Here is a 20,560-nt window from a genome sequence, read left to right as displayed (position 1 = left end):
GCGGCCGGCACTACCGGGTAGCGGGTGAAAGGGTAGTGCCGGTCGCTGGCCGGCATGAACCCACCGATGCGCCACGCTTGATTTCAATCAGGGCCACGCGAAGAGGAACGCCCGAAGATGTGTGCCATGAGCTTCCACGTTGACGAGAGCGAGGACACTGCGCTGCAGGCGGCATTGCTGCGGCAGCCCCGGCACGTGCTGTTTCCGCCGGCTGACCAGTTCAGCACCGGCTTTGGCGAAAGCGGCAGGCGCGCCGCCGTGCGCGCCAGCAACGAGCACCTGATTCCGCGTGGGTTGACGCTCGGCTTTCAGGCCGGTCGGGGTGGTCGCGATGTGCCGCCGCAGGCGTATCTGGACACCTTGCTGCTGGCCCTGCAGCTGCAGGCCGATGCCCTGGCCGAGGACCGCGAAGTGGTGGCGATGGTGTTGCAGCTGGGATTGGCGGAGACATTGCCGCCGCCGCAGCTGGGCCAGCTGCTGGACGCCGTGCCGCAGCACCTGCGCACGGTGGCGCGGCCGCAGGTGGAAGTGCGGCTGGACGCCGGCAGCGCGCTGTCACCGGCGCAGCTGCGCGCGGTGGGTTGCACCCGCCTGAACGTGATCGACCGTGCCGATGCGCCGGGGCCGACCCTGCTGGCACAGGCGCGGCAGGTCGGCTTCACTGCGCGCTACTACCAGCTGCGCGTGCCCGCCAGTGAGGACACCGGTTTCATCGAGCGTCTGCATGAGGTGCTGGCCGAAGCACCCGAGCGCATCCTGTTGCCAGCGCCGTGCGCATTGCCACGGGATCCCTCAGCGGCCCACTGGCTGCAGGCCTGGCGCCTGCTGCGCGCAGCAGGCTACGAACCGATCGGTGGTGACCACTACCAGCGCGGCGACCTGCCGAACCCGCATGGCCCGGGCGATGGCCAGCGTCATTGTGACCTGGCCGGCGTGCCACGCCGCGACCGCAGCGATTTCATCGGGCTTGGCCTGTCCGCCTGCAGCCAGATCGGCGAGGTGTTCTACCGCCTGGAGGACGAGCTGGGCGAATGGCGGGCGCGATTGCAGTCCGGTCACATGGGCGTGGCCGCGGGCCTGATCCTGTCCGAGGACGAGCGGCTTGCGGCCGAGGTGGCACAGAGCATCGCCTGCGACCATGCGCTCGATGCGGCTGCATTCGAGTGGCGTAATGATGAACCCTTCGAGGAATGCTTCGCCGAACAGCTGCCGGCGCTGTCGCCGTTGCTGGCGCGCGGCTGGGCGCAGTGGGATGCACGTGTGCTGCGGCTGGCCGAAGAAGGGCGGTTGCTGTGGCGTATGATGGCCGCATGCTTCCGGCCGGCGGCCGCCATCGCTTGAGTCCTGCCCCGATGTCTTCAACTCCGCCTTCCCAGGGTCGCCTCGGCCGGGCCACGCCGAACCCCGCCGCCGCCGATGATGGCGACGCGCTGCACTTCTGCAGTACCTGTGCATTTTCCGATGCCTGCATGTCGCAGGGTTATGACAAGACTGCGTTGGGCGATCTGCACGTCCTGGTCGACCACGTTGGCCCGTTCCATGCGGGTGACTACATCTTCCGCGCTGGCGAATCGTTCGATTCGATTGCTGCGGTGCGCGCCGGTATGGTCAAGACCTTCGTCGATGACAGCCAGGGCAACGAGCAGGTGCTGGGCTTCAGCCTGCCGGGCGAAGTGATCGGCCTCAATGCGATCCACGGTTCGCGCTTCCCCTGCAATGCGGTGGCGCTGGACACCGTGCACCTGTGCCGCATCTCGTTCCCCAAGCTGAGCCTGCTGGCCACACGCATGCCGGGGCTGCAGGCCAAGCTGTTCAGCCTGCTCAGTGCGGAGATCGGCAAGGTCGCCACGCTGGCCGCGAATCACCGTACCGAAGAGCGCATGGCGGCGTTCCTGCTCGACATGTCCGAGCGTTACGCGCGGCGTGGTTTTTCCGCTACGCGCTTCAACCTGACGATGGCGCGTACCGAGATCGCCAATTACCTGCGGATGGCGCCGGAAACCGCCAGCCGCGTGCTGCGCCGCCTGAGCGATGATGGGATCATCGCGGTGAAGCAGCGTGAGATCCTGCTGCTGCAGCCCGAGCGCCTGGCGGCGCTGGCGGTGGCCGACGAATCCGACCCTAACTGAACCTGGCCGGGAGCCGATGATGAAGCGAGCTGGACTGTTGTTGCTGGGCCTGCTGGCCACGGTGCCGGCCTGGGCGGCCGACCTGACGGTGTCGGCGGCATCGAGCCTGACCGAGAGCTTCCGCGAACTCGGCGCCGCCTATGAGAAGGCGCACCCGGGAACCAAGGTCGATTTCAACTTCGCCGCCTCAGGCGTGCTGCTGCAGCAGATCAGTCGTGGCGCGCCGGTGGACGTGTTCGCCTCGGCCGATGAAACCACGATGGACCAGGCCCAGCAGCAGGACCTGCTGGCGGCCGGTACCCGCGAGGTGTTCGCGGTGAACGCGCTGTGGGTGGTGGTGCCGCCGCAGGCCAAGGTCGCGCCGCGTAGCTTGAAGGACCTGACCGGTGCCGGCGTGCAGCGCATCGCACTGGGTAACCCGGACAGCGTGCCGGTCGGTCGCTACGCCAAGGGCGCGCTGGAAGCGGCGGGCCTGTGGCCGTCGGTGCAGGGCAGGGTCATCACCACCCAGAACGTGCGCCAGTCGCTGGACTACGTGGCGCGTGGTGAAGTGGATGCCGGTTTCGTCTATGCCACCGATGCGCAGGCCATGCCCGACCGCGTGCGTCGTGCCTTCGCGGTGCCGGTGGCCGGGCGCATCGCCTATCCGCTGGCGGTGACCAAGGCCAGCGCGCAGCCGGCCGAGGCCAAGCGCTTCACCGCCTTCGTGCGTTCGGCACAGGGCCAGGCGATCCTGGCCAGGCACGGGTTCGGCAAGCCCTGAGGCATGGATCTCGACTGGAGCGCACTGGGGTTGTCGCTGAAGGTGGCCGGCTGGGCCACCGCGATCAATCTTGTAGTGGGCGTGGCGCTGGGCGCACTACTGGCGCGGCGGCGCTTTCCCGGCCGTGAGCTGCTGGATTCGCTGCTGACCCTGCCAATGGTGTTGCCGCCGACGGTGCTGGGCTATTACCTGCTGGTGCTGATCGGCCGTAACGGACCGATCGGTGCGTGGTTGCAGTCGTGGTTCGGCATCAACCTGGTGTTTACCTGGCAGGCTGCAGTGATCGCCGCCGCAGTGGCCTCGCTGCCGCTGGTGTTCAAGCCGGCACGCGCGGCGTTCGAGGAAGTGGACGGACAGCTGGAGCAGGCCGCACGCACGCTCGGTGTGTCCGAAGCGGCGGTGTTCTTCCGCATCACGCTGCCGCTGGCCTGGCGTGGCATCCTCGCCGGCCTGCTGCTGGCGTTTGCACGTGCGATGGGCGAGTTCGGCGCCACTCTGATGGTGGCTGGCAGCATTCCGGGCCGCACGCAGACGCTGTCGATCGCCATCTACGAGGCGGTGCAGGCCGGCCAGGACGGCAAGGCCAATGCGCTGGTGATCCTGACCTCGGTGGTGTGCATCGTGATCCTGCTGCTGGCCGCACGGCTGGTGGGCGGACGTCGCCGGGAGCTGCGCGATGTGGCTTGACCTGCAGGTGCAGCGCCGCCTGCAGGCGGCCGGCCAGGATTTCGTGTTGGATGTGTCGCTGCAGTGCACGCAGCGGCAGGTGGTGCTGTTCGGGCCTTCGGGCGCCGGCAAGAGCCTGACCCTGAAGGCGGTGGCCGGGCTGCTACGGCCGGGCCAGGGGCATGTACGGCTGCAGGGGCAGACCCTGTTCGATGCGGCCACCGGCGTGGATCTGCCGCCGCAACGCCGCCGGCTGGGCTACGTGTTCCAGGATTACGCGCTGTTCCCGCACCTGAGCGTGCGCCAGAACGTGGCGTTCGGTCTGCAGAAGGGCTGGTTGAATCCGCGGGCTGGCCAGCGCTTCGATGCGGTGGAGCAGTGGCTGCACGCATTCCGCATCGACACGGTCGGTGATCTGCTGCCGTCGCAGGTATCCGGCGGCCAGCGTCAGCGCACCGCCTTGGCACGTGCATTGGTGACGCAGCCGCAGGCGCTGCTGCTGGATGAGCCGTTCTCCGCGCTGGATCATGACCTGCGCCAGCACCTGCGCCAGGAGCTTGAGACGGTGCTGGACAATACTGGCATTCCGTTGCTGTTGATCAGCCACGACCCGCAGGATGTGGCCATGTTCGGCCAGCAGGTAGCACGCGTGGTGGATGGTCGTATCGTCGGCGGTTGACCCGCGATGGACGCAAGGGCGATGGATGGCTACATCTGATGGTAGTGCCGGCCGCTGGCCGGCAACCATGGAATCCGGAGCAGCCGGCCAGCGGCCGGCTCTACCGGTTCAGGAGTTCCGCGACGCTCAGGCGATGAATGGTTGCATCTGATGGTAGTGCCGGCCGCTGGCCGGCAACCATGGAATCTGGGGCAGCCGGCCAGCGGCCGGCTCTACCGGTTCAGGAGTTCCGCGACGCTCAGGCGATGAATGGTTGCATCTGATGGTAGTGCCGGCCGCTGGCCGGCAACCACGGAATCTGGGGCAGCCGGCCAGCGGCCGGCTCTACCGGTTCAGGAGTTCCGCGACGCTCAGGCGATGAATGGTTGCATCTGATGGTAGTGCCGGCCGCTGGCTGGCAACCATGGAATCCGGAGCAGCCGGCCAGCGGCCGGCTCTACCGGTTCAGCGTTCGCGCAATCCAGTGGAATGGATCAATACAGCTCGCAGTGCGTGCGGCCTTCACCCCGCAGCGCGTCCCAGTGCCCTTCGCCACTGATGGCATCGATGGCCTCGCGCACCGCGCCTTCCAGGTGGCTCTTGTTACCGCACAGGTACAGATGCCCGCCACGGGCCAGCACATCGCGCACTTCGTCGGCGCGCTGCTGCAGCACATGCTGCACATAGACCTTCTCGGCCCCATCGCGCGAGAACGCGGTATGCAGGCCGGCCAGCACACCGCGCGCGCGCCAGTCCTGCAGCTGCTCGCGGTACAGGTAATCGTGCTGGCTGTGCTTCTCGCCGAACACCAGGTGCACCTCGCGTTCGCAGGCGTTGGCTTGCAGCTCCTGCATCAGGCCCATCAACGGCGCGATGCCAGTGCCGGTGCCAACCAGCAGCAATGGCGCTTCGCCGGTATCGGGCAGATGGAAGCCGGGATTGGAACGGCAGTACACGCGCGCGTGGTCGCCGCCGTGCAGCAGACTGCCGGTGGCAGTGCCGAAGCGCTCGCGACCGCGCAGGGTGTAGCGCACTTCGCGCACGCACAGGCTCAGCTGGTCGTCGCAGGGGTGCGAGGCGATCGAATAGGCGCGCGGCAGGCGCGGTGACAGCAGCTCGCGCAGGCGGGCCAGCGGCACGCTGGCCGGCGTGGCGTGGTCCTGCAGCACGTCCAGCAGGTCCAGCCCGTGCAGGTAGGCGTCCAGCTCGCGCTTCTGGCTGACCTTCAACAGGCCCTTCAGCACCTCGCTGCCGCCCAATTTGGCCAGTTCGCGCAGCACGCCCTTGCTCAGCAGGCGCAGCTCGCGGTCGTGCAGTGCGGCCACAGCGGCGGAGTCGCCGTACCAGGTGGCCAATGCCTGCAGCAGCGCAGGGTCGTTCTCGGGTACTACGTGCAGGGTGTCGCCCGCGCGGTACGCCATGCCACTGCCGGCAATGTCCAGCTGCAGGTGCCAGGCGGCCGGGTCGCTGCTGTTCAAGCGGCGGTGTTCCAGAATGGGGGCGGCAAAGGCGTTGTCTTCGCCATAGGCGGTGACCTGCAGGTGCAGGTCCTGGCCCGCGTTCACGTCGCCGTCCAGCACCTGGCCCAGCACTGGCTGCCATTGCTGGAAGAACTGCTCGTAGCCCAGGTCGGCATCCACGCGGTGCAGCAGCGGCTGCGCCTGGCGCTCGCTCAGCGCGGCATCCAGCGCCTTGGTGAAGCCACAGAAGCTGGGGTAGCCGGTGTCACCGAGGCCGAACACCGCATAGCGCAGGCCACTCAGTGTCGGGGTCTGGCGCAGCGTTTCGAAGAACTGCTCGCCGTTGGCTGGCGGTTCGCCGTCACCGAAGGAACTGGAGATCGCCAGCAGCACATCGCCGTGGCCGAGGCTGGCCACGTCGATGTCGTTGAACGGGAGCACCTGCGGCGCGTGCGGCTGCAGGTCCGCGCCCAGGCGCTGGGCCAGGGCGCGGGCATTGCCCGACTCGGACGCGAAACCCACCAGCAGGCGGCTGAAGGGCGTACTGGTCGGGAGGGCGTTCACGCGGCCTCGTAGAAGTCGTCGAACTTTTCCTTGCTGAACTCGACCAGGTCGTAGTTCTGCATCAGGTCGTTCACCACGCGGCGGATGCTGATGTACGAGGTGATGTTGCCCTCGGCATCGAACAGCGGCTGCACGGTGGTGTCCACCACGTAGAGCACGCCGCCCTTGCCGAGGTTGGGCACGATGCCGGTCCAGGTCTTGCCGGCCTTGATGGTGTCCCACATGTCCTTGTAGACCGCCTTGGGCACATCCGGATGGCGCACGATGCTGTGCGGCTGGCCGATCAGCTCCTCGCGGGCGAAGCCGGTGAGCGTGCAGAACAGGTCATTGGCGTAGGTGATGTTGCCCTGCAGGTCGGTGGTGGAGATCACCATGACGTTCTGCATGGCATTCAGCAGCTGGGCGTTGTCGGGGGTGTAGCTCATCGCAGGGTCCTTGTGTATGCCGGTAACGCCGGCGTGTTCGGGTCCTGCATAGAAATACGCCCGCACGGCGGCGGGCGGTTTGACATTGATCAAGTGGATGCCGGGATCGGCTGCGACCGGGTGTCGCAGGGAGCGTTCACTGCTGCAGGGGAAAGCCGATCGTCTCGTGGCAATGCCGCATCAGGTGGCGGCCTCCCTCATTGATGTGCAAGGTGTCCGCGTCACCGAAGAACCGCAGCAGCGCTCCCCCGGTCGTACTGCCTGCATGCGCGGAGCGCCTGGCTGCCGATGGCAGAAACGGATCAGCTCGCGGATCGTGTCCGCCAGGCAGATCCGCACGTGCAACGGCGCCTTCGATCATCAGCTGGGCACATGCGCCTGCCAGATAGGCGTCTGGTTCGCGCTGCCCGCCGCGCCGAGGCTGTCCTGCCAATGCGGTGGCGATATGCTGGAACTCATGGGCGGTGGTGGCGATCACGCGCCTGCGCAGCGAGTCGGTGTCGGGGCCGGAGGGAAACCAGAAGCTGACCATCTGACCCGGCGGCTCTGGTCCCGGCAGCTGTCGCCAGATGCCGCCTCCGTCACTTACGATCGTCAACTGATAGCGCATAGGCGTCCGTTCCTGCCCATTGGCCTGGAGCGGCAGTCCAGCGGATCGTGCGGCGGCCTCGCAGAGCCGTGACGCCTGCATGGCCGAAAGCGCTCGATCTGCCCAGAGAACCCGAGTTGCGACGGATGGCCACCCGCACTCGATGGATCGATTGGGATACTCCGAGCTTTCTGGACCGGGTAGCACCGACACTGTGCTGATCTTCAGATGTGAGGAAGGGCCTCGCAGCAGGGTGGCATACCCTCCATCGGGACTGACCAGGTTCCGGGGAGGCAGCTGGATGGATTGGCACGCACTTGTGGCCAGAAGGATTGCCGCCAGCCCAGCATAGAGCCCAAGCGCGGGGCCCGGTTGGGTACGCCTGGACTGACGGCGCTGCATCAGAGGGGCAGCCCGCGAGTAGATGTGAGGGTGATACCGATTGCTGCCACGACAACTCGCAGATTGCTCATTGGTACTCTCCACGTTGGACGTCGATTGACCGATCAGCTCAACCCGCTGATTCGGCAGTCGATCCGTACCGGCTCAGGCTCGATCAGGCAATCGGAGTTTTTTCAAACACCTCCAGTAGGTGGCTCCGGGCCACGTTTGAGGCGGCACGCAAATGTGCAGGTCGAGCTGATAGCGACCGTCGCGCCTCCAGTCACACCACGTGGGGACCTCGCGCGTGCGTCAGCCCATCAGATAGCGCAGCACCCCGGCCGAGACCACGCCGATCAGTACCGTCGGCAGCATCGACAACCGCGTGGCGGCCAGCAGGGTGATCGCCAGCGCGGCGAGGTCGGCGGGCTTGTCGGCGACGAAGTCGGGCGCGATCACCGAGATCAGCACGCAGCCCGGCGCGGCTTCCATCACCGTCACTGCGCGCTTGCTCAGCGTGCGGTTGCGCAGCGCGAGGAGGCCGATGATGCGGGTCAGGTAGGTGGCAGCGGCCATCAGCACGATGGTCAGCACCGAGGTCCAGTGGATGAGTCCGTTGAAGATCATGCCGCGTCCTCCGCCAGCAGCCAGGCTGCGGCCAGGCCGGCCAGCGCGCCGCTGGCCACGTACCAGGCGCCGGGAACCAGCAGGTAGGTGGCCGCGGCCACCACCAGGCTGACCAGCCACGGACGCGCTGCTTTCATGCCCTGCCACATGCCGCGCAGCAGCACCAGGAACACGGCCGGGAAGGCCATGTCGAAGCCGTAGGCGTGGATGTCGCCCAGCATCGGCCCAACGATCGCGCCCAGCGCGGTGCAGGCGACCCAGACCGTGTACAGGCCTGCCGACACGCCCAGGTAATAGGCCAGGCTGAAGCCGAGCGCACGGCGGCGCGCGTCGGCCACGCCCATCGCCCAGCTCTCGTCGCACATGAAGAAAAGCGCCGGCAGCACGCGGCGGCGCGGCAGGTGCTGCAGCAGCGGGGCCAGGCTGGCGCCCATCAGCAGGTGGCGGCTGTTGACCAGCGCGGTGATCGCCACGATCAGCGCGATATGCGGCGGCGAGGTCCACAGTTCGACGGCGGCGAACTCCGAGCCGCCGGCGAAGTTGAGGCCGGTCATCAGCGGCACTTCCAGGGCGCTGAGGCCTTTCTGGGCGGCTTGGGCGCCGAGCACCAGGGCGAAGGGAATGAAGCCGATCATCACCGGTACGGCGGCGCGCAGGCCGCGCAGGAATTCGGCGCGCGGGGCGGTATCGCAGGTGTCGGGCAGGGGGAGGGTGGTACGGGCGTCCATGGAACGGCACAACGAGGTGGGGGTGGCCCATGCTAGCGGTCCGATCGCGAAATCGGGTTGCGTTGATGCCATTCAATTCGGGAATATTGAGATTCCATGCGGCTAAGGTCGCCAAAGGTGAAATCCCGTGCAGTATCAGCTCGACAACCTTGATCGCCGCATCCTCGATGCCCTGCAGCGTGACGGACGGCTGCAAAACCTGGAGCTGGCCCGGCTGGTGGGCCTTTCGCCCTCGGCCTGCCTGCGGCGGGTGCGGCTGCTGGAGGAGGGCGGCTACATCGACCGCTACGTGGCCCTGCTGAATGAGGCGAAGGTGGGTCGTGGCTTCACGGTGTTCGTGCGAGTGTGGCTGCGCGGGCAGGACGAGGACACCACCAACCACTTCATCAACAGCATCAAGTCGTTCCCGGAAGTGCTTGAATGCCATCTGATGGCCGGTGACTGCGATTTCCTGCTGCGGGTGGCGGTGGCGGACCTGGATGCTTACCGGCAGTTCCAGATGCAGCACCTGAACCGGATCGCCGGGGTGCAGAACACCAAGACCGAGATTCCGATGCAGCGGATCAAGCAGACCACCCAGCTGCCGCTTTGAGGATGGGTGGTTCCGGCCGGGTTGCACCCGGCACCCGCGGTAGTGCCGGCCGCTGGCCGGCAACCTCAGGAGCAACAGCAGCCGCAACGGCGATGTTCCCAGGGCGGCGGGGCGGTGTGGCCAGGCAGGACACGCCGTAGACCCATCCATGGGGGCTCGATGGCGCCATCCATGGCGCCAACGGTCCTGCCTGCCCACACCGCCCCGCGCCTGACAGTTCCCCGCGACCTGTTGGGGTCGGATCCCGTTGCTGTGCAACGGGCTCTGACCCCGGGAGCAGATGGACATGTCTGTTCGATTCATTGATTCCTGATGCGTGACTGGGTTCACGGAGCCTGGCTCAACGCCGGGCGTAGGCAGCGGTCATCGCAATGACATCTGGCCCCGGTACGGTTTGAGCCCGCTTGCTGGTCGCGCGCGGGCCGGGGCTCCGGTCGTCGCGCGCGTCCACTGCAGCTGCTGTCGCTGCCGAGGGTCATGTGTTCTACGTCAGGGGGCTGAATGGACACCATGCGGTCAGAACTTGGAAGGTGGCCATCGCCGCATGGCTGCTGCTGTCCTTTGCCGCTGTGGCGCGGGACGGTGTTCATGCCTACGACATCCCTGCGCAGCCGCTGGAGCAGGCGGTCGAGCGCTTCAGCGTCATCAGCGGGTGGTCGGTGATGTACCCGGGCGATCTTGCCGCCGGCCGTAGCAGCCATGCGCTGCGCGCCAGCCTTGCGCCGCTGCCTGCCTTGCAGATGCTGCTGCAGGACACCGGCATCGAGGCCGAGATGATCGGTGAGCAGCGCGTGGTGCTGCGCCGGGGCACGCCCTCGGTCGCCGAACCCGGTACTGGTGCCGAACTTCCCGAGGCCGAGCGTCGGCGTCGCTATGGCGGGCTGCAGCAGCGCCTGCGTGCGGTGTTCTGTGACGACCCCGAGATCGCGCCCGGCCGCTATGCCGCGACGCTGCGCTTCCACGTCGACGGCGAAGGCCAGGTGCATGCGCCCGAGCTGCTCTCAGGCAGTGGCAGCGCCCGCCGCGATGCACGCCTGCTGCAGGCGCTGCAGGGCCTGGTGCTTGCGCCCGATGCCGCCGCGCTGCCGCAGCCGGTGACCCTGCAGATCCGACCTTCCGGCACCGACCACGACTGTGGCCGGCGCGCGCCCCTTCCATGACTTCAAGGATTCGAACATGAGCAACGGTACGGCTGGGGCAGTTGACCTGATGGACCACCTTCTGGGGGCCTACGACGAGCTGAAGCGCCGCCTGGTGCGCAAGCTGGGCTCGGAGGAGCTGGCCGGCGATGCGCTGCAGGACACCTGGATGCGCCTGAGTGCGCGCCGTGACCGCCTGGATGCCGTGCAGAACCCCGCGGCCTACCTGTTGCGCATGGCGATGAACACGGTGATCGACCGCCAGCGTGCCGACCACCGCCTGCTGAGCCTGGAAGAGGTGGATACGCTGATGGAGATGGCCGACCCGGCACCGGGCCCGGCGCAGGCGGCCGAACTGGATTTCGCGCTGGAAGACATGGTCGGCCTGCTGCAGCGCATGCCCGAGCGCCGACGCCGCATCCTGCTGGCGATCCGCGTCGATGGCCTGCAGCAGCGCGACGTCGCCGACCAGTTGGGCGTGTCGCTACGGCTGGTGCAGCGTGAGTTGAAGGCGGCCCAGGATTACCTGGCCGAGCGCAGCGGACAGGGGCGTCAGGTGCGGTTCTGATCGGCGGCATCCGTCTACACTTTGACGCCGAGCAGAACCCCGCAGCGTGCGGGTCCGGCATGAGCCCCCATGGATCCTGACGATCGCCCGCAACGCCCGCTGGATGCCGTCGAGCGTCAGGCCCACGCGTGGGTGGTGCGGCTGACCTCGGGCGAGGCCACCGCCGCCGATGGGCGCAGGTTCCGTGAGTGGTGCGAGGCTGATCCGCGTCATCGCGAAGCATTCGGCCGTGCGCGCCGGCAATGGGAGCAGGTACGCCTGGCCGGCGAACAGCTGCCCGCCGCTGCGCGCCAGCCGGTCGCGCCGACGCCGGCCCAGCGCTGGAGCCGGCGCGCCTTCCTGGGCGCCGCGATTGCCGCACCGGCCAGTCTGGTGGTGGTGGCGGCGATCCGCCCGCCGCTGGGGCTGTGGCCCTCGGTGACGGCGATGGCGGCCGATTTCCACACCGGCACCGGTGAGCGGCTGCAGATCGCGCCCTTGCCGCAGCTGAAGATCGAACTGGATACGCAGAGCAGCCTGCGCCGTCGTTCGGACACGCAGGGCGAAGGCTTCGAGCTGGTGCAGGGCCAGGCCGCGATCGAAACCCAGGCAGGCCTGCGCCTCGCCCTGTTCGCGGGGCCGGGCTGCGTGATTGCCGATGAAGGTGCGGTGCGCCTGGACGTCCGCAACACCCACGGCCAGGTACGGGTGACCTGCCTGCAGGGCAGCGCCCGCATCGAGCACCCGCAGGGCCGCCTGCAGCTGCAGGCGGGCCAGCAGACCCAATACGACGAGCGCCTCAGTGGCGTGGTGGCCGAAGCCCTGGCCTCGGAAGTGAGCGCCTGGACCGAGGGCATGCTGGTGTTCCGTCGCGCTCCCTTGCGCGAGGTGGTGGATGAAATCAACCGCTACCGCCGCGGCAAGGTGCTGCTGGGCGAATCGGCGTTGGCGCGGGCCCCGGTCAGCGGTCGCTTCCGCATCGATGATCCGGACGCGGCGCTGGAGCAGCTGCGACTGACGATGTCGCTGGATCTGCGTCGCTTTCCGGGTGGCATTGCCGTCCTTGGTTAGGTGAAGACGCTGGCCGTGCGCGCCGCGCAGGGCTGTTGCAAGCAAGGAGACGCCAAGGATGCGCAACGAGACCATCGGTGTGCTGGATCTGCGCCGCAACCTGTCGGCGCTGCTGGAAACCACGCAGCGACGGCCTTTGATGGTGCATCGCTATGGATCGCCGTGGGTGTGCGTGGTATCCGATGCGCAATGGCAGCAACAGGCCGTTCTGCTGGACTTCGATCCGCAATCGCACCCGTTGGCGATGCTGCTACGGCTGCAGCAGCAGGTGCTGCCCCTCGCTGAGGCCGGCACGTTGCCGCCTGCGGCGATGGCGCGCGTGCTGCTGCTGATGGGCATGCACGGCATCGACGATCTGGTGCAACTGCACGAGCAGGTACAGCATCATCGTCTTTGGCACTGGTTCGTGGCCGGCACCCATGGCGTGATGGACGGCTGGCAGCTGCCGGCGCTGCGTGTTGCGATGGCGTCATGGTGCGATGACGTGGATATGTCCAATGCACTGGCAACGTTCGCCGCACGCAGCGATGTGGCGATACTGGCGCGCCGTTGCGGGGGCGAAGCGCCGCGGCTGGAGCGCGAAGCCTGCAGGCAGATGACGCTGCGATGACGTTGCTGATGAAGCGCCACGCAGCGCACAGAGACGCATTCGCGTTGTCGCTTCACCTGCCTTGCTGACGTCTTCTCCAGAGTACGACGCACCACGCGTCGCGGAGCACGGGCGGCGCCGATGGCAGACAGTCGCAGGATCAGCATGCTGGAGCTGGATCGTCACCTGAGCCAGTCGCTGGAACAGGCACGGCATACGCCCGTGAACGTGCAGCGCTATGGGCACTCGTGGGTCTGGGTGCTGTCCAGTGATTCCTGGGCCGATGCGGCGCGCTGGGCGGCACTGGACAGCAGCGCGCATCCGCTGGCGGCGTTGCGGCGCGCCCTCGATCTGCAGCTGCGGCCCTGGCCCGAAGCGGCCATGAACGCGCTGCCGCTTGACGCGGGCGATGTGCGGCAGCTGCAACGTGCGGCGTTGCTGGTGGTCGTGCGTGATCTCACCAGTGCGCAGCGCGTGTACGACGATCTGCGCTACCACCAGGCCTACCGGATGTTCATCGGCCTCGACCATGGCACCGCGTGGTCGCCGATGCAGTGCGTGCGCCTGCTGCAGGCCTGCGCGCACCCGTTGCTGCGCGGCTGCATCGACGATGCGCTGGCCAGCGTGCCGCAGCACTTGTTCGAGTCTGCATGTGTACCTGCGGCACGTGCTGCGCCTGCACAGGCACACGCGCAGCGAATAGCAGGCGGATGTTTATCGTACTGACACATGCACCGCTGACCATGGCACAGCGGTCTCTTCCAGGATGACGAGGGCGGAACAATGGCAAGGCAGGTGGGTGGTCGCAGGGCTCGGCAGCAGGGCTTCAGCCTGATCGAGATCATGGTGGTGGTGGTGATCATCGGCATTCTCGCGGCATTGATCGTGCCGCGGTTGATGGACCGTCCCGACCAGGCGCGCGTGGTGGCGGCGCGCCAGGACATCGCGGCGCTGATGCAGGCATTGAAGTTGTTCAAGCTGGACAACGGTCGCTATCCCAGCGCCGAACAGGGCCTGCAGGCGCTGGTGAAGCCGCCGCAGGGCGGCGGTGCGATGCCGGTGACACCGTATCTGGATCGCCTGCCGAATGACCCATGGGGCCATCCGTACCAGTACCAGATTCCCGGAACCCATGGCGACATCGATGTGTTCTCGCTGGGTGCGGACAGCAAGCCCGGTGGCGACGCCGGGAACGCGGACATCGGCTCCTGGCAGCTGTGAGGCGTGCAGATGACAGCCCGGACGCGTTCGGTCCCGTGCACCCGCCAGCGCGGCATGGCGGTGATCGTCGCCCTGCTGGTGGTGGCATTGGTGGCGGTGATTGCCACTGCACTGCTGACCCGGCAGTCGGCACAGCTGCGTGCGCTGCGTGGCGACCAGCTGCGTGCGCAGGTGCGCATGGCGGTCGATGCCACCCTGGAGCGCGCGGCGCAGCAGCTGCGTGACGATGTGAAGGAGCAGTTGACCACGGTGCGCAGCGGCCGTTGGGCGCGTCCACTGACGCTGCAGGCGCCGCTGCCGGTGCAGTTGCAGCTGGTCGATGCACAGTCCATGTTCAACCTGCGCAACCTGCTGGCCTATGGCAAGCCGGACCCGGAGGCACGGCGCGCGTTCATCGCGCTGTGTGCCGGGCAGGGGCTGGGGCAGGGTGCCTGTGCATCTGCTGCCGATCACATCCAGGCGCGGCTGCGTGATGGCGACCTGCAGGCGCAGGCGCCGTTGCCGCGTGAATCGGTGATCGAGCAGGCCCTGGCGGGCGCCGACCCAGTGGCGGTGCAGGCACTGGCACGGCGCACCGTGGTGCTGCCGGCCCAGACCCTGATCAATGCCAACACCAGTGACATCAGCGTGTTGCAGGCGGTCACTCCCGGCGTGGAGCCGGGGCGCCTGCAGGCGCTGCTCGGTGAGCGCGACGGTGGCCATTGGCTGCTCAACCGCGGCGATATCGCCAATCGACTGCAACTGAGCAACGCGCAGATGGCCGTGGTACCGCTTGGCATTCATAGCGAGTGGTTCCTTGCCGTCGGCCAGGTACAGGCCGATGGCAATGCGGTCGACTTCAGGGCCCTGATCTGGCGCGAGTATCGCGATGACAGTGTGCGCGTGCAGCGTGTGTGGACGAGGATTGGAGCATGAGCGTGCAGCTGAGGGTGCGCCTGCCGGCGCTGGAACACCTGCGCGCCGACAGTACGGTCGAGTGGGCGCAGTTGCACAAGGGTGGGGTGCTGGCCCATGGCCGCGAGGGCTTGGCCGTGCTCGGGCAACGTCATCCGCAGGCCGAGGTGCTGGCCTGTCTCGATCCGCAGGACCTGATCCTGCTGGAACTGCAGCTGCCGCCACTGTCGGGCCGCAGGCTGCAGGCCGCACTGCAGGGCGAAGTAGAGGCGATGCTGCTGGATGACCTGCAGGAGGTCGCGTTGGCACACGGTGCGCAGGCGGCGGACGGCACGGTTCCTGTGGCGTGGCTTGGCCAGCAGGCAGTCCTGCAAGCGCAACAGCTGCTGGCCTCATGTGCACTGCAGCTGCAGGCACTGTACCCGACCCCGCTGCTGCTGCCATGGCAGAACGGCCAGGCAACGCTGCAGGCTGCCGGCGAGCATCTACTGGTGCGCTGCGGGCGCGATCGGGGTTTTGTGCAGTGGTGCGGTGGGCGCGACACAGCGGCGGTGCTGCAGTCGCTCGCGACGCGTCTTCAGCAATCCGGGGTGCAGGCCGTGCAGTGGATCGACAGCGTGCCGTCGGCGTGGCCGGAGAACCTGCCGGCCACCGTGGTCGCGCATGAACGGCAGGCGTGCGGACCCGTGCCAGCGTGGTCGTTGCCACTGCCGGGTCGCAGCAGGCAGGCACCACGCGTGGCGATCGGCCTCGCATTGGCGGCGGTGTTGCTGGCTGCGCTTGGGCTGCAGCTGCAGGTCTCGCGCTGGCGCAGCGAGGGCGAGGCGTTGCAGCAGGACATGGCGCGGCAGTTCAGCTCGCACTTTCCGGAGATCACCGATGTGGTGGACCCGGTGCTGCAGGCGCGGCGCGCGCTGGCCGTGCCGTTGCCGGCGCCGCCGTTGCCACCGGTGCAGCGGCAGGTCGCAACGACGCTGCAGGCGATTCCGGAGTTGGGCGGCCAGGTGCGCGGCCTGCACTATCAACCCGGCCAGTTGGAACTGGAGCTGGACGCCGATGCGCAGGCGGTAGCCGATGACGCACAGCGGCTGGAGAAGTGGCAGCAGGCGGCGCAGGCGCAGGGCCTGCAGCTGGCGCGTGAGGCCGGTGGACGCCTGCGCGTGAGCGGGGGCGGACAGTGACCGCCAGAGCCATGCGCCTGGGCGAGGGTGTGGCCGGTCTGCAGCGACGCTGGCAGCACCTGCCGCCGCGCGACCGCTGGATGCTGTGGGTGATGGTGCTGGCGCTGCTGGCAGCGGGGCTGTGGTCCTTCAGGCTGGAGCCGCTGCTGAAACAGCGTGCGCACTGGCAGGCTGAGCTGCCGCGGCTGCAGGCGCAGGCGCGCGCACTGGCGCCGCTGCTGCGTGCACGAGAACGCCAGCAGCAGGTGCAGGGGCAGCGCCCGACGCTGGCCGCGCTGCGTAATGGAATCAAGTCCGCCGGCCTCGCCGATGGACTGCATGTCGAAGCACGCGACGGGCGTTGGCACCTGCAGGTGCAGGCCGTACCTGCTGACGCACTGTGGAACTGGCTGCTGCCCGTGCTGGCCGATCCGGCCATCGAACTGCAGCAACTGCAACTGACACGCACAGGGGATGCGAACATGCCGGCGGCACGGATATCCGGAAACATCGTGATGGCACTCACTGCGGGTGGCCATTCATGAGGGCGTTGCGCAGCCTTGCCTGCAGCACTGTACTGGCCCTGATCGTGGGTGGCGCTCACGTTGTTGCACCGGCACAGGCGCAGGACGCCCCCGATGAACCGGTGCAGTTGAACCTGGTGGATACCGATATCGGCGGCGTACTGCGCATGGCGGCGCGCTTCACCGGTCGCCAGTTCCTGGTCGACCCGCGGGTGACCGGCAAGATGACCGTGGTCTCTGATGGCCCGGTCAGCCGTACCCAGGCGTACCAGTTGCTGCTGGGCGCACTGCGCATGCGTGGCTTTGCCGTGGTCGAGAACGGCGGTGTCAGCCGGGTGGTGCCGCAGGCCGAGGCCAAGCTGCTCGGTGGCCGTGTGGGCGCGGGCGGGGCCGGCGGCGAGGTGGCCACGCGCACCTTCGCGCTGCGCTACGAGAACGCAGCCGCGCTGGTGGCGGTGCTGCGGCCGATGATCAGCCCGGACAATCCGATCACCGCCAACCCGGGCAACAACACCCTGGTGATCACCGACTATGCCGACAACCTGGAGCGCATCGCGCGGGTGATCGCCAGCGTCGATACACCGGCCGGCATGGACACCGATGTGGTGAAGCTGCAGCAGGGCATTGCCGTTGACGTGGCAGCGATGGTCGCGCCGCTGCTGGATGCGCAGGGCGCCGAGCCCAGCCAGAAGGTGGTGGTGATGGCCGACCCCCGCAGCAACAGCGTGCTGCTGCGTTCCAGCAGCCCGGGCCGAACGCGCCTGGCGCGGCAGTTGGTGGAGAAGCTGGACCGCGCGCAGGACGAGTCCGGCAACCTGCATGTGGTCTACCTGCGCAACGCCCAGGCCAATCAGCTCGCCGGCGTGCTGCGCGGCGTGGTGGCCGGGCAGAGCGATGCACCGGCAATGGGCAGCAACGAAGGCATCACGCCACTGCCGGGTGACGCCAACCGCGCCACACCGTCGCAGCCGTCGCAGCCGCAGCAGGCCAAGACCGGTGGCAATGCGCTGGAATCGCAGCGGCTGGACCCGAACCGCCGCGACCCGATCGATGCCGGCAGCACCGGTTTCAGTCAGAACGGCATTTCGGTGCAGGCGGACGTGGCCACCAACACGCTGCTGATCTCGGCACCGGAACCGGTGTACCGCAACCTGCGGCGGGTGATCGACCAGCTCGACCAGCGCCGTGCACAGGTGCTGGTGGAAAGCCTGATCGTGGAGGTCAACCAGACCGACGCGGCCGAACTGGGCGTGCAGTGGATGCTGGGCAATGGCCGCACCTTCGGCGGCACCCACTTCGGCGGCACCACCGGTGGCAGCGGGCTGAACACCACCGCACGCACCACCCTGGACGTGCTGCCCAAGGATGGCCTGAAGATCGGCGTCATCGACGGCACCATCAACCTGCCCGGCGTCGGCCAGATCCTCAACATGAAGGCGTTGGCCAACGCGCTGCAGAGCAAGGGCGGTGCCAACATCCTGTCCACGCCGAACCTGATGACGCTGGACAACGAAGCGGCCAGCATCATGGTCGGGCAGACCGTGCCGTTCGTCAGCGGCCGCTACGTGACCGACGGTGGTGGCGGCAGCAACAACCCGTTCCAGACCATCGTGCGCGAGGACGTGGGCCTGAAGCTGCGGGTGCGCCCGCAGATCTCCGAGGGCGGCACGGTGAAGCTGGACATCTACCAGGAAGTCAGCAGCATCGACGCGCAGAGCGCGAACAGCACGGCCGGCATCATCACCAACAAGCGCGCCCTGGATACCAGCGTGCTGCTGGACGATGGCCAGATCATGGTGTTGGGTGGCCTGCTGGAAGACAGTGTGAGCCACGGCCGTGATGCGGTGCCGGGGCTGGGAAAGATCCCGGTGCTGGGCGCCTTGTTCCGCAGTGATACCCGCAAGCGCGCCAAGACCAACCTGATGGTGTTCCTGCGCCCGCACGTGGTGCGTGATCCGGCCGCCGGCCAGCGCCTGACCCGAGACCGCTACGACTACATGCGCAACGCGCAGGCCGGTGCGCAGCCGGTGCAGAGCTGGGCGCTGCCGGCGCTGTCGGCACCGCAGCTGCCACCGCAGGACCTGTCTGTACTCGGCCAGGGCAATGCACGCGATGGCCAGGGCCAGCCGCTGCAGAACAGCAGCCTGGAGGCGCTGTACCCGTCCGGTGACGGCGATGCGCAGCTGGTGCAGTTCGCGCAGGGGCTGGACCCGGCGCGTGCCAGCCAGGGCGTGGCGCAGGTGCGGGCACTGGGCCTGCAGGCGTATGCCGAAGCGACGCCCGGCGAGAGCGGGCAACGCCTGCGCGTGCGATTGCCACGCGATCCGGCGACGCTGGACCCGGCACTGCAGCAGCTGCGCGGGCTGGGCTACACGCCGGAACTGGTGATCGGGCCGTGAGCACCGCCGCGCCACTGCCGTACGCCTGGGTGCGCAGCCATGGCGTGATGCTGTCCGAAGTTGGCGGCGAGTCGGTGCTGCTGGGTACCGCCGAAACCGCCGCGTGGGCCGTGGCCGAACTGCGCCGACGGCATGGCCCGCTGCCGTTCCAGGCGCTGGATGCAGCGGCCTGGCAGCAGCGGCTGGGTGAGCAGTACCGTGACGGCGGCGATGCCGCTGCCGTGGTCGGTGCCGCTGAAAGCGAAGTCGATCTGGACCGGCTGATGCAGGACATGCCGGAAGTCACCGACCTGCTGGACGCGCAGGACGATGCGCCGGTGATCCGCATGATCAACGCGCTGCTGGCACAGGCCGCACGCGATGGCGCCAGCGATCTGCACATCGAACCATTCGAGACCCATTCGGTGGTGCGCTACCGGGTGGACGGCACCCTGCGCGACATGGTGCAGCCGCGGCGCGCACTGCACGCGGCGCTGGTATCGCGCATCAAGATCATGGCGCACCTGGATATCGCCGAGAAGCGCCTGCCGCAGGACGGGCGCATTGCGATCCGCGTGGGCGGTCGGCCGCTGGACATCCGCGTCTCCACGGTGCCGACTGGGCATGGCGAACGCGCCGTGCTGCGCCTGCTGGAAAAGGATGCCGGCCGCCTGCAGCTGCAGCGGCTGGGCATGGCCGATGACACCCTGGCCACATTCACCGGCCTGATCCGGCAGCCGCATGGCATCGTGCTGGTCACCGGGCCGACCGGCAGCGGCAAGACCACCTCGCTGTACGCGGCGCTGGGCCAGCTCGACAGCAGCACCAGCAACATCCTCACCGTGGAAGACCCGGTGGAGTATGACTTCGCCGGCATCGGCCAGATCCAGGTCAACGCGCGTATCGGCATGAGCTTCGGCACGGCGCTGCGCGCGATCCTGCGCCAGGATCCGGACACCATCATGATCGGTGAGATCCGCGACCTGGAGACCGCGCAGATTGCGGTGCAGTCGTCGCTGACCGGCCATGGCGTGCTGGCGTCCCTGCACACCAACGACGCGATCTCGGCAGTGACCCGCCTTGCCGACATGGGCGTGGAGCCATTCCTGCTGGCCTCGTCGCTGCGCGGCGTACTGGCGCAGCGGCTGGTGCGGCGGCTGTGCACGCAATGCCGGCGTGCCGAGGTGGATGGCGACGGCCGTACCGTGTGGCGCGCGGTGGGCTGCGCGGCCTGTGCCAACAGCGGCTACCGGGGGCGTACCGGCATCCACGAGCTGTTCGTGGTGGACGATCGCGTGCGTGCGCTGATCCATGAAGGGCAGGGTGAACCTGCGCTGCGCGAGGCGGCGCGGCGTGCCGGCATGCGGACCTTGCGCCAGGACGGCCAGCGTTGGGTCGACAGCGGGGTGACCACGCTGGAAGAGATCCTGCGCGTCACGGGCGACGACTGAGGCC

At 68.0% G+C, this 20,560-nt stretch carries 22 protein-coding genes; 17 read left to right on the top strand and 5 right to left on the bottom strand.

The genetic code is table 11. From position 1 onward, the window contains the following. Positions 1 to 126: 126 nt before the first annotated feature. The 5 genes from ACZK3W_RS12715 to ACZK3W_RS12695 are packed head-to-tail and all read left to right on the top strand — an operon-like array spanning position 127 to position 4,237. On the top strand, positions 127 to 1,341 hold the full coding sequence (locus tag ACZK3W_RS12715; RefSeq protein ID WP_180838039.1) for an oxygen-independent coproporphyrinogen III oxidase: 1,215 nt from the start codon (positions 127 to 129) through the stop codon (positions 1,339 to 1,341). A gap of 11 nt (positions 1,342 to 1,352) precedes the next feature. Continuing rightward, complete coding sequence (locus tag ACZK3W_RS12710; RefSeq protein WP_012511268.1) at positions 1,353 to 2,129, top strand: helix-turn-helix domain-containing protein; 777 nt, start codon at positions 1,353 to 1,355, stop codon at positions 2,127 to 2,129. A 19-nt stretch (positions 2,130 to 2,148) separates the two neighbouring features. Next, a complete protein-coding gene (gene modA / locus ACZK3W_RS12705) occupies positions 2,149 to 2,892 on the top strand; it encodes a molybdate ABC transporter substrate-binding protein (protein ID WP_180838038.1) in 744 nt (247 codons plus the stop codon). Positions 2,893 to 2,895: 3 nt separating this feature from the next. Then, positions 2,896 to 3,579 (top strand): molybdate ABC transporter permease subunit, encoded by a 684-nt coding sequence (gene modB, locus ACZK3W_RS12700; protein WP_049459011.1) that lies wholly within the window; start codon positions 2,896 to 2,898, stop codon positions 3,577 to 3,579. Beyond that, a complete protein-coding gene (locus tag ACZK3W_RS12695) occupies positions 3,569 to 4,237 on the top strand; it encodes an ATP-binding cassette domain-containing protein (protein ID WP_125895820.1) in 669 nt (222 codons plus the stop codon). The genes modB and ACZK3W_RS12695 overlap by 11 nt, the downstream gene beginning before the upstream one ends. 473 nt (positions 4,238 to 4,710) lie before the next feature. On the opposite strand, the gene ACZK3W_RS12690 is transcribed toward ACZK3W_RS12695, so the two are convergent. The 5 genes from ACZK3W_RS12690 to ACZK3W_RS12670 all read right to left on the bottom strand — a co-directional run bounded on the left by ACZK3W_RS12690 (position 4,711) and on the right by ACZK3W_RS12670 (position 8,990). Further along, complete coding sequence (locus tag ACZK3W_RS12690) at positions 4,711 to 6,240, bottom strand: flavodoxin domain-containing protein (protein WP_180838037.1); 1,530 nt, start codon at positions 6,238 to 6,240, stop codon at positions 4,711 to 4,713. After that, a complete protein-coding gene (locus ACZK3W_RS12685) occupies positions 6,237 to 6,665 on the bottom strand; it encodes a PAS domain-containing protein (RefSeq protein ID WP_032128130.1) in 429 nt (142 codons plus the stop codon). Before ACZK3W_RS12685 ends, ACZK3W_RS12690 begins: the two co-directional genes overlap by 4 nt. Before the next feature lie 136 nt (positions 6,666 to 6,801). Then, entirely contained in the window at positions 6,802 to 7,275 is a 474-nt protein-coding gene (locus tag ACZK3W_RS12680) for a hypothetical protein (protein ID WP_197615662.1), read from the bottom strand. Between the two features lie 672 nt (positions 7,276 to 7,947). After that, a complete protein-coding gene (locus ACZK3W_RS12675) occupies positions 7,948 to 8,262 on the bottom strand; it encodes an AzlD domain-containing protein (protein WP_197615661.1) in 315 nt (104 codons plus the stop codon). After that, positions 8,259 to 8,990 (bottom strand): AzlC family ABC transporter permease, encoded by a 732-nt coding sequence (locus ACZK3W_RS12670; protein WP_014037422.1) that lies wholly within the window; start codon positions 8,988 to 8,990, stop codon positions 8,259 to 8,261. The genes ACZK3W_RS12675 and ACZK3W_RS12670 overlap by 4 nt, the downstream gene beginning before the upstream one ends. Positions 8,991 to 9,117: 127 nt before the next feature. Here ACZK3W_RS12670 and ACZK3W_RS12665 point away from each other — a divergent pair, with 127 nt between their 5' ends. The 12 genes from ACZK3W_RS12665 to gspE all read left to right on the top strand — a co-directional run bounded on the left by ACZK3W_RS12665 (position 9,118) and on the right by gspE (position 20,556). Further along, complete coding sequence (locus ACZK3W_RS12665; protein WP_005413654.1) at positions 9,118 to 9,582, top strand: Lrp/AsnC family transcriptional regulator; 465 nt, start codon at positions 9,118 to 9,120, stop codon at positions 9,580 to 9,582. 479 nt (positions 9,583 to 10,061) lie between these two features. Further along, the gene (locus ACZK3W_RS12660) at positions 10,062 to 10,742 is read left to right on the top strand and encodes an STN domain-containing protein (protein ID WP_125893671.1); all 681 of its coding nucleotides are present in this window, start codon (positions 10,062 to 10,064) and stop codon (positions 10,740 to 10,742) included. 16 nt (positions 10,743 to 10,758) lie between these two features. Beyond that, positions 10,759 to 11,289: an RNA polymerase sigma factor gene (locus ACZK3W_RS12655; RefSeq protein ID WP_032128154.1), complete on the top strand. Its 531-nt coding sequence runs from the start codon at positions 10,759 to 10,761 to the stop codon at positions 11,287 to 11,289. Between the two features lie 69 nt (positions 11,290 to 11,358). Next, a complete protein-coding gene (locus ACZK3W_RS12650; protein WP_107433708.1) occupies positions 11,359 to 12,339 on the top strand; it encodes a FecR family protein in 981 nt (326 codons plus the stop codon). Between the two features lie 58 nt (positions 12,340 to 12,397). Beyond that, on the top strand, positions 12,398 to 12,949 hold the full coding sequence (locus ACZK3W_RS12645) for a hypothetical protein (RefSeq protein ID WP_329893612.1): 552 nt from the start codon (positions 12,398 to 12,400) through the stop codon (positions 12,947 to 12,949). A 120-nt stretch (positions 12,950 to 13,069) separates the two neighbouring features. Beyond that, the gene (locus ACZK3W_RS12640; protein ID WP_478449965.1) at positions 13,070 to 13,654 is read left to right on the top strand and encodes a hypothetical protein; all 585 of its coding nucleotides are present in this window, start codon (positions 13,070 to 13,072) and stop codon (positions 13,652 to 13,654) included. 57 nt (positions 13,655 to 13,711) lie between these two features. Beyond that, positions 13,712 to 14,149: a type II secretion system major pseudopilin GspG gene (gspG, locus tag ACZK3W_RS12635; protein WP_110712520.1), complete on the top strand. Its 438-nt coding sequence runs from the start codon at positions 13,712 to 13,714 to the stop codon at positions 14,147 to 14,149. 9 nt (positions 14,150 to 14,158) lie between these two features. Further along, the gene (gene gspK, locus ACZK3W_RS12630; protein WP_329893614.1) at positions 14,159 to 15,064 is read left to right on the top strand and encodes a type II secretion system minor pseudopilin GspK; all 906 of its coding nucleotides are present in this window, start codon (positions 14,159 to 14,161) and stop codon (positions 15,062 to 15,064) included. Then, positions 15,061 to 16,224 (top strand): type II secretion system protein GspL, encoded by a 1,164-nt coding sequence (gene gspL, locus ACZK3W_RS12625; RefSeq protein WP_329893615.1) that lies wholly within the window; start codon positions 15,061 to 15,063, stop codon positions 16,222 to 16,224. Before gspK ends, gspL begins: the two co-directional genes overlap by 4 nt. Further along, a complete protein-coding gene (gspM, locus tag ACZK3W_RS12620; RefSeq protein WP_329893616.1) occupies positions 16,221 to 16,748 on the top strand; it encodes a type II secretion system protein GspM in 528 nt (175 codons plus the stop codon). Before gspL ends, gspM begins: the two co-directional genes overlap by 4 nt. Continuing rightward, the gene (gspD, locus tag ACZK3W_RS12615; RefSeq protein ID WP_478449963.1) at positions 16,745 to 19,126 is read left to right on the top strand and encodes a type II secretion system secretin GspD; all 2,382 of its coding nucleotides are present in this window, start codon (positions 16,745 to 16,747) and stop codon (positions 19,124 to 19,126) included. Before gspM ends, gspD begins: the two co-directional genes overlap by 4 nt. Continuing rightward, complete coding sequence (gene gspE, locus ACZK3W_RS12610; protein ID WP_329893618.1) at positions 19,123 to 20,556, top strand: type II secretion system ATPase GspE; 1,434 nt, start codon at positions 19,123 to 19,125, stop codon at positions 20,554 to 20,556. Before gspD ends, gspE begins: the two co-directional genes overlap by 4 nt. Positions 20,557 to 20,560: the final 4 nt, after the last annotated feature.

This window comes from Stenotrophomonas sp. 80084_Sma (assembly GCF_056481995.1).
This window is presented reverse-complemented; position numbering and strand designations above follow the sequence as displayed.

Bases quoted from the DNA above. Each gene is read 5' to 3' on its own strand.
- gspL (WP_329893615.1), top strand. From the start codon at position 15,061: ATGAGCGTGCAGCTGAGGGTGCGCCTGCCGGCGCTGGAACACCTGCGC.
- ACZK3W_RS12650 (WP_107433708.1), top strand. From the start codon at position 11,359: ATGGATCCTGACGATCGCCCGCAACGCCCGCTGGATGCCGTCGAGCGT.
- ACZK3W_RS12670 (WP_014037422.1), bottom strand. From the start codon at position 8,990: ATGGACGCCCGTACCACCCTCCCCCTGCCCGACACCTGCGATACCGCC.
- ACZK3W_RS12695 (WP_125895820.1), top strand. From the start codon at position 3,569: ATGTGGCTTGACCTGCAGGTGCAGCGCCGCCTGCAGGCGGCCGGCCAG.
- ACZK3W_RS12710 (WP_012511268.1), top strand. From the start codon at position 1,353: ATGTCTTCAACTCCGCCTTCCCAGGGTCGCCTCGGCCGGGCCACGCCG.
- ACZK3W_RS12675 (WP_197615661.1), bottom strand. From the start codon at position 8,262: ATGATCTTCAACGGACTCATCCACTGGACCTCGGTGCTGACCATCGTG.
- ACZK3W_RS12645 (WP_329893612.1), top strand. From the start codon at position 12,398: ATGCGCAACGAGACCATCGGTGTGCTGGATCTGCGCCGCAACCTGTCG.
- modA (WP_180838038.1), top strand. From the start codon at position 2,149: ATGAAGCGAGCTGGACTGTTGTTGCTGGGCCTGCTGGCCACGGTGCCG.
- ACZK3W_RS12640 (WP_478449965.1), top strand. From the start codon at position 13,070: ATGGCAGACAGTCGCAGGATCAGCATGCTGGAGCTGGATCGTCACCTG.
- modB (WP_049459011.1), top strand. From the start codon at position 2,896: ATGGATCTCGACTGGAGCGCACTGGGGTTGTCGCTGAAGGTGGCCGGC.
- ACZK3W_RS12680 (WP_197615662.1), bottom strand. From the start codon at position 7,275: ATGCGCTATCAGTTGACGATCGTAAGTGACGGAGGCGGCATCTGGCGA.
- gspG (WP_110712520.1), top strand. From the start codon at position 13,712: ATGGCAAGGCAGGTGGGTGGTCGCAGGGCTCGGCAGCAGGGCTTCAGC.
- gspK (WP_329893614.1), top strand. From the start codon at position 14,159: ATGACAGCCCGGACGCGTTCGGTCCCGTGCACCCGCCAGCGCGGCATG.
- gspD (WP_478449963.1), top strand. From the start codon at position 16,745: ATGAGGGCGTTGCGCAGCCTTGCCTGCAGCACTGTACTGGCCCTGATC.
- ACZK3W_RS12685 (WP_032128130.1), bottom strand. From the start codon at position 6,665: ATGAGCTACACCCCCGACAACGCCCAGCTGCTGAATGCCATGCAGAAC.
- ACZK3W_RS12655 (WP_032128154.1), top strand. From the start codon at position 10,759: ATGAGCAACGGTACGGCTGGGGCAGTTGACCTGATGGACCACCTTCTG.
- ACZK3W_RS12715 (WP_180838039.1), top strand. From the start codon at position 127: ATGAGCTTCCACGTTGACGAGAGCGAGGACACTGCGCTGCAGGCGGCA.